Annotated in this window: 7 protein-coding genes and 1 pseudogene; 7 read left to right on the top strand and 1 reads right to left on the bottom strand. The window is 57.1% G+C overall.

Annotated elements, in window-relative coordinates:
• Positions 1 to 15: 15 nt before the first annotated feature.
• From proQ to G5179_RS17685, 7 genes are all read left to right on the top strand, one after another.
• Positions 16 to 663 (top strand): RNA chaperone ProQ, encoded by a 648-nt coding sequence (gene proQ, locus G5179_RS17715; RefSeq protein WP_202004600.1) that lies wholly within the window; start codon positions 16 to 18, stop codon positions 661 to 663.
• A gap of 8 nt (positions 664 to 671) precedes the next feature.
• Positions 672 to 2,687, top strand: a complete 2,016-nt coding sequence (gene prc, locus G5179_RS17710) for a carboxy terminal-processing peptidase (RefSeq protein ID WP_421258828.1) — start codon at positions 672 to 674, stop codon at positions 2,685 to 2,687.
• A 143-nt stretch (positions 2,688 to 2,830) separates the two neighbouring features.
• Entirely contained in the window at positions 2,831 to 5,455 is a 2,625-nt protein-coding gene (gene pepN / locus G5179_RS17705; protein WP_421258827.1) for an aminopeptidase N, read from the top strand.
• 70 nt (positions 5,456 to 5,525) lie between these two features.
• Positions 5,526 to 5,747: a DUF2835 family protein gene (locus G5179_RS17700; protein ID WP_005351919.1), complete on the top strand. Its 222-nt coding sequence runs from the start codon at positions 5,526 to 5,528 to the stop codon at positions 5,745 to 5,747.
• 278 nt (positions 5,748 to 6,025) lie between these two features.
• The gene (locus tag G5179_RS17695) at positions 6,026 to 10,864 is read left to right on the top strand and encodes an NAD-glutamate dehydrogenase (RefSeq protein WP_421258826.1); all 4,839 of its coding nucleotides are present in this window, start codon (positions 6,026 to 6,028) and stop codon (positions 10,862 to 10,864) included.
• Between the two features lie 77 nt (positions 10,865 to 10,941).
• A complete protein-coding gene (pyrD, locus tag G5179_RS17690) occupies positions 10,942 to 11,952 on the top strand; it encodes a quinone-dependent dihydroorotate dehydrogenase (protein ID WP_421258825.1) in 1,011 nt (336 codons plus the stop codon).
• 90 nt (positions 11,953 to 12,042) lie between these two features.
• Positions 12,043 to 12,579: a cell division protein ZapC gene (locus G5179_RS17685; RefSeq protein WP_005360526.1), complete on the top strand. Its 537-nt coding sequence runs from the start codon at positions 12,043 to 12,045 to the stop codon at positions 12,577 to 12,579.
• Here the strand turns inward: G5179_RS17685 and G5179_RS17680 are convergent.
• Positions 12,567 to 12,749 (bottom strand): annotated as a pseudogene (locus tag G5179_RS17680) (hypothetical protein); the annotation flags it as partial. The gene G5179_RS17685 and the pseudogene G5179_RS17680 overlap by 13 nt on opposite strands.

The raw sequence follows: 12,749 nt of genomic DNA, 5'->3' as shown, positions 1-12,749 counted from the left end.
AAGCCAAGGTTATACATGGAAAACACTGAGAAGCTGAAGAACAGTAAAGAGATCGTTGCCTACCTGGTCGAGAAATTCCCGGCCTGCTTCGTTGCTGAAGGAGAGGCCAAGCCGCTCAAGATTGGCATCTTCCAGGATTTGGCCGAGCGTCTTGCTGACGATGCCAGAGTCTCCAAGACCATGCTGCGTTCCGCACTGCGTCAATACACCTCCAGCTGGCGCTACCTGCACGGTCTCAAAGCTGGCCAGGCTCGCGTTGATCTGGATGGCAACCCGGGCGAGCTGCTGACCGAAGAGCACATCGAACACGCCAAGCAAGCTCTGAAAGAGAGCAAAGAGCGCGTATTCGCCAGCCGTCGTACCAATACCAAAGAGAAGGATGAGAAGGCCAAGAAGCCCCGTCGTCCTGCTGTGCGCAAAACCGAGAAAACCGAGAAAGCTGATGTAGCTGCCAAGCCGAAAGCTGCAGCCAAGGCACCGGTCGCTGACGCTCCGCTGGTTAAAGTGGATGCCGCTACGCTGAAAGTGGGCCAGGATGTGCGCGTCGTTATGGGTAAATTCCCGGTTCCGGCAACCATCAAGGAAGTAACCAAGGACGATGTACAGGTCCAACTGCAGACCGGCATGATGGTGCGGGTCAAATCAGAGCACTTGGTTCTCTAAGGAGACAAATGTTGAAGCATGGCGTAATTCGTTTTTCCCTCGTTGCCTGTAGCCTGGCGCTTGCCGGGCTTGCACAGGCCATCGAGCCGGTGCTCAAGGAGAGTGATTTGCCTGTGTTGGCTCAAGAGAGCCAACATGCTACGGCCAGCAAGCGAATTACCAATCTGTTTACCCGCTCGCACTACAAACAGTTCAAGCTGGACGATGCCTTTTCCTCCGTGATTTTCGATAAATATCTGGAGAATCTGGACTACAGCCGCAACCTGTTTTTGGCCTCTGATATCAGCCGTTTTGAAAAGTACCGTAACGGTTTTGACACCGACCTCGAAAGAGGCCGTCTGGCTCCCGCCTACGAGATGTTCAACCTGAGTCAGCAGCGGCGTTATGAGCGGTTCGAATACGCCCTCAAACTGCTTGATACTCCTTTCGATTTTACCCAGACCGACAACTATGTGTTTGATCGGGAAGGGGCGGCTTGGCCCAAAGATGAAGCAGAGCTCAACGAGCTGTGGCGTCAGCGGGTCAAGTTCGATGCCCTGAGTCTCAAGCTCAGCGGCAAGGAGTGGCCCGAGATCAAGGAGCTGCTTGGCAAGCGTTACAACAATGCCATCAAGCGGATGTCCCAGACCGAGAGTGAGGATGTCTTCCAGCTCTTCATGAACTCCTTCGCTCGCGCCATCGAACCGCACACCAGTTACCTCTCACCGCGCAGTGCCGATCGTTTCAACACCGAGATGAACCTTTCGCTGGAGGGGATCGGTGCCGTGTTGCAGGCGGAAGATGACTTTACCGTCATCCGTTCTTTGGTGCCCGGTGGCCCGGCTGCCAAATCCAACCACCTCAAACCCGATGACAAGATCACCGGGGTAGGGCAGGAAGATGGCAAGATTGTCGATGTGATCGGCTGGCGTCTCGATGACGTGGTCGAGCTCATCAAGGGGCCCAAGGGGAGCAAGGTCAAGCTTGAAATTCAGCGCGGCAAGGGCGCAACCGCCAAGACCGAGCAGATCGAGCTGACCCGCGACAAGGTGCGCCTTGAAGACAGAGCCGCCAAGTCCAAGGTGATTAACGCCGAAGGCAAGAAGATTGGTGTCATCGAGATCCCGAGTTTCTACGTCAATCTGCATGACGACGTGATCAAGGAGCTCTCCAGCCTCAACAAGCAGAAGATCGATGGTCTGATCATCGATCTGCGCGGTAACGGCGGTGGCGCCCTGACTGAAGCCTCTGCCCTGAGTGGTCTCTTCTTTGGCAGCGGTCCTGTGGTTCAGATCCGTGATCATATGGGCCGTATCACGGTCAACGGTGACGACGATGGCAACGTCTATTACGGCGGTCCCATGTCGGTGCTGATCGACAGATACAGTGCCTCGGCCTCCGAGATCTTTGCTGCCGCCATGCAGGATTATGGGCGAGCCCTGATCCTTGGGGAAAACTCCTTCGGCAAGGGGACAGTGCAGCAGCATCGCAGCCTCGCCAAGGTCTATGACTTCTACGAGCAGCCGCTGGGTCACGTGCAGTACACCATCGCCAAGTTCTACCGGATCAACGGTGGCAGTACCCAGAACAAGGGCGTTGCGCCGGATATCAGCTTCCCGACACCGGTTGCGCCGGAAGAGACGGGTGAAAGCCGTGAGTTCAATGCGCTGCCGTGGGACAAGATAGCCTCTGCCAACTATCAGACTCTGGGCAATTTCACTACTCTGCTGCCCACGCTGCAGGCGGCTCATGATGCCCGCATCGCCAAGGATCCCGAGTTCGCCTACGTGATGCAAGATATTGCCGACTACAAGGTGGAGAAGGAGAAGAAGTCGGTCTCCCTCAACGAGGCGGAGCGTGTTGCCGAGCAGGCCAAGCAGGATGAGCAAGCGCTCAAACGCACCAACGAGCGGCTGGCTCGCCTTGGCAAGCCGGCGGTGAAGAGTCTGGACGAACTGCCTGCGGATTTTGAGGCGCCCGATGAGTATCTCATCGAAGCAGCTAATATCACGGCGGATCTGGCCAAGATCAGCAAACCCAGCTGACAAGGCGACTCTAATACACAAGGGCGACTGCGGTCGCCCTTTCTTTTTGTCTGGCACATCTGACGTCATGCAAATTGTTTGACCCCGCCAGTTGGTTGTGACAGCCTCTTTCTCGCCTTTAACAAGCGTGGAAGCAGACAATAATGACCGATCACTCCCAGGCCATGACGGCCAAATATCGCCAGGATTATCAGGCGCCGCTCTACTGGATCGACACTATCGACCTCGATTTCCAACTGCAGGAGCCACTGACCCAGGTCACTGCCATCACCCGCATTCGCCGCAACGGCGAGCACAATGCGCCGCTGGTCCTCGATGGCGAGCAGCTGACCCTCAAGAGCATTGCCATCGATGGCATTCCCTGTGACCACTACGAGCAAGGCGAGAGCAGTCTGACCCTGTTCAACCTGCCTGCCGAATGTGTGCTGACCATTGTCACCCTGCTGGATCCGGCCGCCAACACCGCGCTGGAAGGGCTTTACAAGTCTGGCGATGCCTACTGCACCCAGTGTGAAGCGGAGGGCTTTCGTCGCATTACCTATTATCTGGATCGCCCCGACATTCTGGCGCGCTACAGCACCCGCATTACCGCTGACAAAGCCAAATATCCTTTCCTGCTCTCCAATGGCAACAAGGTCGACAGCGGTGATCTGAATGGCAGCCGTCACTTCGTGCAGTGGCAGGATCCTTTCCCCAAACCGAGCTACCTGTTTGCTCTGGTGGCCGGTGATTTCGATGTGGAGCGCAGCCACTACACCACCAAGAGCGGCCGCAAGGTGGCCCTCGAGATCTTCGTCGACAAGGGCAACCTCGATCGCGCCGGTTTTGCCATGGAGAGTCTCATCAACTCCATGCGCTGGGATGAGCAGCGTTTTGGCCTCGAGTATGATCTCGACATCTACATGATCGTTGCGGTGGACTTCTTCAACATGGGCGCCATGGAGAACAAGGGGCTCAACATCTTCAACTCCAAGTTCGTGCTGGCCAATCCGGCCACCGCCACCGACAGCGACTACCACGGTATCGAGCGGGTGATCGGTCATGAGTATTTCCACAACTGGACCGGCAACCGCGTCACCTGTCGAGACTGGTTCCAGCTCAGCCTGAAAGAGGGGCTGACAGTGTTCCGGGATCAGGAGTTCTCCTCCGATCTGGGCTCCCGTGGCGTCAACCGCATCAACAACGTGCGTACCGTGCGTGGCCCGCAGTTTGCCGAAGATGCCGGCCCCATGGCACACCCGATCCGCCCGGATGTGGTGATCGAGATGAACAACTTCTACACCCTGACCGTCTACGAGAAGGGGTCGGAAGTGATCCGCATGATGCATACTCTGCTGGGGGAAGATGCCTTTCAGGCCGGTATGCGCCTCTACTTCGAGCGTCACGACGGCTCGGCCGCTACTTGTGATGATTTCGTGCAGGCGATGGAGGATGCTTCCGGTGTGGATCTCGGTCGTTTCCGTCGCTGGTACAGCCAGTCCGGCACCCCCGAGCTGACCCTTACCGACGAGTATGATGCTGCGAGCGGTATCTATCGCCTCCATGTCAGCCAGCATACCCCGCCGACTCAGGATCAACCGCAGAAGCTGCCGCTGCATATCCCCCTCGATATCGAGCTCTATGACGAGCAGGGTGCCGTCATTCCTCTGCAGTATCAGGGCAAGGCCATCGGCAACGTGCTCGATGTGCTGGAAGCGGAGCAGACCTTCGAATTCGATCAAGTGCCCGTCAAACCGGTTCCCTCTCTGCTTCGGGACTTCTCTGCGCCGGTCAAGCTGCACTATGACTACAGCGACGAAGCGCTCGCCTTCCTGATGCGCTTTGCCCGCAACGAGTTTGCCCGCTGGGATGCGGCCCAGATGCTGATCAACAAAGCGGTCATCGATGGGGTGGCGCGGGTCCAGCACGGGCAGGGGGTTGAGCTCTCCCAAACCCTGCTGGCCGCCTTCGTCGCCATTCTGGACGACAGTGAACTGGATTTGGCCCTCAAGGCGGAGATCCTGGCGCTGCCCGGTGAGGCGACCCTGGCCGAGCTGTTCGAGGTGGCCGATATCGATGCCATCCATCAGGTGCGCGACGCGATCCACACCCGTCTTGCCGAGGCCTTTGGTGCGCGCTTGGCGGCAACCTATCAGAGTCTGCGTCTGAATGGTTATCAGGTGGTGCATGCCGACATGGCTAAACGGGCCCTCAAAGGGGTAGTGCTCGGCTATCTGGCTGCGCTGGATGCGGAGCATGCCGACGCGCTGGTGCGCGAGCAGTATGCAACTGCCGACAACATGACCGATACCCTGGCGGCGCTGCAGGTGGCCAACGGCTATCTGTTGCCATGCCGCGCTGCGCTGCTGGCCGATTTTGAAGGCAAGTGGGCCAAGGATGGACTGGTGCTGGACAACTGGCTGCGGCTGATTGGCAGCAAGCCGGCTGCCGATGTACTGAGCGAAGTGAAACAGGCGATGAATCACCCCACTTTCAGCATTCGCAACCCGAACCGACTGCGGGCGCTGATCGGCAGTTTCGCCATGAGTAATCAGGTGCAGTTCCATGCGGTGGATGGCAGCGGTTACCGCTTCCTGACCGATCTGCTGATCGAGCTCAACGAGGTCAATCCACAGGTGGCCTCCCGCCTCATCACTCCGCTTATCCAGTTCAAGCGACTGGATGAGGTGCGCAAGGCGCTGATCCGCGCCGAGCTGACTCGTCTTGCCAACCTTGAGGGGCTGGCACGGGATCTGTTCGAGAAGGTCAGCAAGGCGCTGCAGCAATAAGTGTCGACGGGGCAGGGGCGTGAATGCGCCTGCCCCCATTGTGTGATTTGTCGTGTGATCAGGAGCAAGTGTGAAGCAGTTTACTTTTCGGCTCTCATTGAATAGCGATGAGGTGATGCTGATGTATCAGGGCCATGCCAGGCGGCTGGTGGTGCGCAGCGAACAGGGGTTGACCCTGGAACTTGGCATAGAAAAAATACGCCCCTTTGTCGCCATCAATGGTGTGCATGGCTACTTTCGGCTGAAAACCCAGGACGATTACCGCTTTATCAGTCTCGAACGCATAAATTAACAAAAATCGAACAGATTACAGACTGTTTATCTGCTTTGCGTCACTATCTATCCGGTAAACTGGCACAAAGGTAGTGGGAATTTCTGTATTTTTGGTTATTTGCAAAATTTCTCACAGTTTAAGCCGTGATCTGCACCTTGTTTTTAACATCTCGTTAGCACCTTTCCTCGCCTTCCCTTATCCAAGCCATTACACTTCGCAACAACTCTGCACCAGCGGGTAACCAGGGTGGTTGCCTCTGCGTCGGTGGTTAATGTCGTCCGATAAGGAATATAAAAATGGCATTGAAAGACGCCCCTACCTCAGTTCTGCTCGAAAACGTTCTCAGCCTGATCCATCAGAAGTTGCCTAAAAACAGCGCCTCTCTGGTCGAGCGCTTCGTTGCCAAGTTCTACGGCAACATGGCGAGCTCCGACCTGCACGATCGCAATGACAGCGATCTCTACGGCGCGGCCCTGAGCCTGTGGAATGCCCTCAATCAGCGCACCGGCACCGATCCCTACATCCGGGTCTACAATCCCGAGCTGACCCGTCACGGCTGGCAATCGCCCCATACCATCGTCGAGGTGATCCTGCAGGACTCGCCCTTCCTGGTGGACTCCATCCGGATGGCGCTCAAGCGACTCAATATCACCGCCCACATGATGCTGCACCAACCGCTGCACCTCATTCGTGGAGCGGATGGCAAGATTGATGCCATTCTGGAACTCGACAACACCGACGGGCAGACCTCGGTTGAAACGGCATTCCTTATCGAGATCGATCACCTCACCAGCGAGGAGCAGATGGCCGCGCTGGCTGCCGAGCTCAACTCCGTGGCTGGTGAAGTAGCGCTGGCAGTCGGCGACTGGCAGCCCATGCTGGCCAAGCTCAATGAGATCATCGACGAACTGCCCAAGCGCAAGCACCCGGTCAGCAAGGAGGAGGTGGCCTCCTGCGTTGCCTTCCTCAAATGGGTAGCTGCCCACAACTTTACCCTGATGGGCTATCGCCGCTACGACGTCAAGGCGGTGGAGGGGGATCACGAGATCCTGCCGCAGGCGAGCTCCAGCCTGGGGCTGATGAAGAACTCCATCAAGGAGGTAGGCCAGCGCCTTGGCAACATGCCTGCCAGCGCCCGTCACGCCGCCCTGAGCTCTGACCTGCTGATCCTCACCAAATCCAACAGCAAGTCCCGGGTACACCGTCCGGCTTATGTGGATTACATCGGCATCAAGCGCTTTGACGAGCATGGCAAGGTGATCGGGGAAGATCGCTTCATCGGCCTCTACGCCTCTTCCATCTACAACACCAGCGCGACCCAGATCCCGCTCATCAGCCATCGCCTCGAACGCATCATGGCGGCCTCCGGTCATGAGAAGGGCTCCCACGCCTACAAGGCGCTGCTGAACGTGCTGGAAACCTATCCCCGTGACGAGCTGATCCAGGCCCGTGAAGAGGAACTGCTGGCTACCGGCCTTGGCGTGCTGGAGATGCAGGAGCGGGACATGCTGCGGCTGTTCGTGCGCCGCGATGTGTACGGTCGTTTCTTCTCCTGCATGGTCTATGTCACCAAGGAGCGCTACAACACGGCGCTGCGGATCAAGACCCAGCATATTTTGCAGAAATATTTTGGCAGCAATGAAGAGGTGGAGTTCAACGTCTACTTCACCGAAGGCGTGCTGGCGCGGACCCACTACATAGTGCGGGTCAACAACAACAACGTGGATGTGGATGTGAACGAAGTACAGAACAACCTGATTGAAGCGGCCCGCAGCTGGGACGACAGACTCGACTCCGTGCTGCTTTCCCACTATGGCGAGGCCCGTGGCAACGAGCTGCGTCGCCGTTTCAGTACCGCCTTCCCCCGTGCTTACAAGGAAGATGTGCTGCCTGGCTCTGCCGTGGCCGACATCATGGCGCTCGATAACCTGAGCGAAGCCGAGCCGCTGGGCATGCTGTTCTACCGCGCGCAGGAGGAGGAGAACGATCGTCGGGTACGGCTCAAGCTGTTCCACCGCACCGAGCCCATTCACCTCTCCGACGTGCTGCCGATGCTGGAGAACATGGGACTGCGGGTGATCGGCGAGACTCCGTATCAGGTTCGCACTCCGGGCGGCGATCTGTTCTGGATCCTCGACTTCTCCATGCTGCTGCATGGCGAGCAGCCCTTTGATCTGGCCCAGAGCCAGCAGCGCTTCCAGCAGGCGTTTGCCGCCATCTGGAACAAGCAGCTGGAAGATGATGGCTTCAACCGGCTGGTATTGGGGGCGGGTCTCACCGGCCGTCAGGTCTCTGTGCTGCGAGCCTATGCCAAATACATGCGCCAGACCGGCGTCTCCTTCAGCCAGTCCTATATCGAAGAGACCCTGACCCGCTACCCCGATATCGCCCAACTGCTGTTTACCCTGTTCGAACAGCGCCTAGATCCTGCCGGCAAGCAGGACGCAAAGGTACAGGCCAAGCTGCACGAGGAGCTTGCCGCCAAGCTGGATCAGGTTGCTAACCTCGATGACGATCGCATCATTCGCCGCTATGTGGAGATGATTGACGCTACCCTGCGCACCAACTACTACCAGCTGGACAAGGCGGGCAACATCAAGCCCTACATCTCCTTCAAGTTGGCGCCGTCCAGCATCACCGACATGCCGCTGCCGCTACCCAAGTTCGAGATCTTTGTCTACTCGCCACGAGTGGAAGGGGTACACCTGCGCTGGGGCAAGGTGGCTCGTGGCGGTCTGCGCTGGTCCGATCGCAAAGAAGACTTCCGCACTGAAGTACTGGGTCTGGTCAAAGCCCAGCAGGTGAAGAACACCGTCATCGTGCCGGTGGGGGCCAAGGGTGGTTTCTACTGCAAGCAGATGCCGGCGGGGGCCCCTCGCGCCGTTATTCAGGAAGAGGGCAAGGCCTGCTATCGCCTGTTTATCCGTGGTCTGCTCGATGTGACCGACAACATCATCGCAGGCGAGGTGATCCCGCCCAAATCCGTGGTGCGCCACGATGAGGATGACTACTACCTGGTGGTCGCCGCCGACAAGGGCACTGCGACCTTCTCCGACATCGCCAACGAAATAAGCCTCGAATACGGCCACTGGCTCGGCGATGCGTTCGCCTCCGGCGGCTCGGTCGGTTACGACCACAAGAAGATGGGCATCACCGCCCGTGGTGCCTGGGAGTCGGTCAAGCGCCACTTCCGCGAGATCGGCGTCAACTGCCAGACCACAGATTTTACCTGCGTCGGGATCGGCGACATGGCCGGCGACGTGTTCGGCAACGGCATGCTGCTCTCCGAGCACACCCGGCTGGTGGGCGCGTTCAACCACATGCATATCTTTGTCGACCCCACTCCGGATGCGGCCAAGAGTTTTGTCGAGCGCCAGCGCCTGTTCGATCTGCCGGGTTCCAGCTGGGATGACTACAACCGCGAGCTGATATCACAAGGGGGCGGCATCTTCCTGCGCTCGGCCAAGTCCATCAAGCTGAGCCCAGAAATGCAGACACTGCTCGGCACCGACAAGGCCAGCATGGCGCCAAACGAGCTGATCAAGGCGCTGCTTTGCCTCAATGTCGATCTGCTGTGGAACGGCGGCATCGGCACCTATGTGAAGAGCGCTCGGGAGAGCGATGGGGAAGTTGGGGATCGCAGCAACGACGCATTGCGGGTCAATGGTCGCGATTTGCGGGCCCGTATCGTGGGTGAGGGGGGCAACCTCGGCTTTACCCAGCTTGGTCGGGTGGAGTACGCCAGTCAGGGCGGTCGCATCAATACCGATTTTACCGACAACGTGGGGGGGGTGGATTGCTCCGATAACGAGGTGAACATCAAGATCCTGCTGAACCAGTTGGTGGCGGCAGGGGATCTGACCCTCAAGCAACGTAACCAGATACTGTATGAGATGACCGACGACGTGGCGCAGATCGTGATCACCAACGCCTATCGCCAGTCCCAGTCCATCTCGGTCACCAGCTTCCGCGGCTCTGAACAACTGAAAGAGCAACAGCGCTTTATTCAGGGGTTGGAGCGGGAAGGCAAGCTCGATCGTGCGCTGGAGTTCCTGCCATCTGATGAGGAGCTTTCCGAGCGGATGGCGGCAGGGCAGGGGCTGACCCGCCCCGAACTGGCGGTGCTGGTGGCCTACGGCAAGATGGTACTGAAAGAGCAACTCAATTGCCCGGAAGTGACCGACGAACCGTTCCTGGCCAACATGCTTGTCACCAGCTTCCCGGCCAAGGTGCAGCAGCAGTTTGGTGCCCAGCTGGCCGATCACCCGCTACGCGGCGAGATCATCGCTACCCGGGTGGCCAACATGCTGGTTAACGACATGGGGCTCAACTTCGCCAGCCGGATGAAGGACGAAACCGGTGCCTCGGTCGCCGAAGTGGCTTGCTGCTTTGCCATGGCCCGCGAAGTGTTTGGCATGAACCAGCTGTGGCGCGATATCGAAGGGTGCGACAACCTGGTGGATGCCCAGACTCAGCTCGAGCTGATGTTCTACAGCCGCCGCATTGTGCGCCGTGCCACCCGCTGGTTCCTGCGTGCCCGCAATCGCAGCTGGAGCATCAGCGAGAACATCGCCTTCTTCCGTCCTGCGTTCGAGACCTTAGGGAAGCACCTCTACGAGGTGATGGATGAGAGCGAAGTGGCCGAGCATCGTCAGGCTGTTGCCAAGTGGATGGATAAACAGGTGCCGGAGGCCATTGCCCGTCAGGTCGCCCATATGAGCAGCCTCTTCTCCAGCCTAGATCTGGCGCAGATTGCCGCGGAGCACAAGACCGATATTCTGCGCGCCGCCAATGTTTACTATCGCCTCGGGGCCAAACTGGATCTTCACTGGTTCCTCGACCAGATCAACCATCAGCCGGTCGGCAACCACTGGCAGGCGATGGCGCGAGCCTCCTTCCGCGAAGATCTGGACTGGCAGCAACGCAGTCTCACTTCTGTGGTACTGGAAGGGTGCAAAGATCAGGGAGAATGCGCTACCATACTGGCCGACTGGATTTCGGAGCATGAGCAACTCTTGTCCCGTTGGACCCACATGTTGGCCGACTTCAAGACCACCAGCACCCACGAGTTCGCCAAGTTCTCGGTGGCCTTGCGAGAGTTGAACCTGCTCCAGTTGAATTGTCGGGCACTTTAATTGCCAGATTAAGGCATGACACCGACATTACACCCAAAGCCCCGGCCAGTCGCCGGGGCTTTCTTTAAGGAGCAAAGATGTTGTACCCCATCGCCAGGCATTTCCTGTTCAAGCTCAATCCGGAACAGGCTCACGATCTCTCCATGAAATATTTGCCCCGCCTTCTCGGTACGCCACTCGATTGTTTCTTCCGCCAGAATTTGCCGAAACGCCCCGTCACTGTCATGGGGCTTTCTTTTGCCAATCCGGTGGGATTGGCGGCCGGTCTGGATAAAGATGGTGAGTGCATTGACGCGCTGGGCGCCATGGGATTTGGCTTTATCGAGGTAGGAACCGTCACCCCCAGACCCCAGAGCGGCAATGACAAGCCGCGCCTGTTCCGGGTTATTCCGGCAGAGGGGATCATCAACCGGATGGGATTCAACAACAAGGGGGTGGATCATCTGGTGGCCAAGGTAAAAGAGGCCAAATATCAGGGAGTCATCGGCATTAATATCGGCAAAAACAAAGACACTCCCATCGAACAGGGCAAGGATGATTACCTGATCTGCATGGATAAGGTTTATGATCATGCCGGTTATATTGCCGTCAATATCTCTTCCCCCAACACCCCGGGTTTGCGTTCGCTGCAATATGGCGAGGCGCTGGATGAATTGCTGGCAGCCCTCAAGGTACGTCAGCAAGAGCTGGCCGCCCAATATAAAAAGTATGTGCCGCTGGCGGTTAAAATTGCCCCGGATTTAAGCCTTGAAGAAATAGATCAGGTGGCCGCGTCGCTGGTACGGAATGGTATTGATGGGGTTATCGCCACCAATACCACCCTCGAGCGCGAGATGATTTATGACATGCCCCACGCCGGTGAAGCGGGTGGCCTGAGTGGTCGTCCGCTGCAGCACAAGAGTACCGAGGTGATCCGTCATCTGGCCAAGGCGCTCAATGGTGCTCTGCCAATTATCGGTGTGGGTGGTATTGATAGTGCCATGGCCGCCCGTGAAAAATTGGCCGCCGGTGCCAGTCTGGTACAAATTTATAGCGGCTTTATTTATAATGGGCCGGGGTTGGTCAAAGAGATTGTGACCAATATTTAAGAAATAGATGGCGGGGCCCTTTATTTGACGTTGCTGATTTCCTGCATATGGAATAAAGTCAACTGGTAATTATCAAGTAAGGGCTCCAACATGTTTATCCAACCGACCGATAGCTGGCAATGGCACTATGATGCCCAGAGTGACCGTCTGATGTTGGACCTGTCTGATAACATGTTATTTGCGACCGAGTATAAAGGGCGGCAATTGGTGCCCAGCTCGTTTGCAACCCAGCCTTTTTGCGTCGATGATGCCGCCCTCTATTACCAGTTGATGGATAAAGCAGCCGAACTTGAGTGGAGTATTCCCCATCAGGTTCAGTTGGTGCTTAATGCTATCGCTGTCAGTCGTTTTTATAAACCCCTGATGCCACAAAGCTGGTTTTTTAGTGAACAACATCCGCAAGTGATCCCGCAAAATGGTGATCTGGTCTTGATGAATACACCTCATGGCAACGGCGAATTTATGGTCATTGAGGCAGGGGAGCAGGCCAGCGTCTGTTTGAACCTCACAGCCGATCTGGTATTGACCACCAGTAAAACTCTGCCGCGTTTCGGGGTGATCAAGGTGATGAATAACCGGATGAAGCCGCGTATTACCGTGACCGAGCAATATCGTCAGGTCAGTTGATATATATTCATCAATCTTTTTATCTCTGTGATTACACCGCTGCCTGTTTTAACTGTGGACACCTCAATCGCGCCTCGTTTCTGATCCTTCATTGATCCGCGAACATCTTGCCCATTCTCATTGATCTTCATGGTTGTGATCCAGCCTCTCTGAGGCTTATTACATCCACT

The sequence above is a fragment of the Aeromonas sp. 600886 genome (assembly GCF_049174935.1).
Taxonomy (GTDB): Bacteria; Pseudomonadota; Gammaproteobacteria; order Enterobacterales; family Aeromonadaceae; genus Aeromonas; species Aeromonas veronii_A.
The sequence above is the reverse complement of the archived record's forward strand: the minus strand, read 5'-3'. Positions and strand labels throughout refer to the sequence as shown.

Coding starts and splice junctions, on each gene's coding strand:
- G5179_RS17685 (WP_005360526.1), top strand. CDS start 12,043: ATGTTTATCCAACCGACCGATAGCTGGCAATGGCACTATGATGCCCAG.
- G5179_RS17695 (WP_421258826.1), top strand. CDS start 6,026: ATGGCATTGAAAGACGCCCCTACCTCAGTTCTGCTCGAAAACGTTCTC.
- pepN (WP_421258827.1), top strand. CDS start 2,831: ATGACCGATCACTCCCAGGCCATGACGGCCAAATATCGCCAGGATTAT.
- proQ (WP_202004600.1), top strand. CDS start 16: ATGGAAAACACTGAGAAGCTGAAGAACAGTAAAGAGATCGTTGCCTAC.
- prc (WP_421258828.1), top strand. CDS start 672: ATGTTGAAGCATGGCGTAATTCGTTTTTCCCTCGTTGCCTGTAGCCTG.
- pyrD (WP_421258825.1), top strand. CDS start 10,942: ATGTTGTACCCCATCGCCAGGCATTTCCTGTTCAAGCTCAATCCGGAA.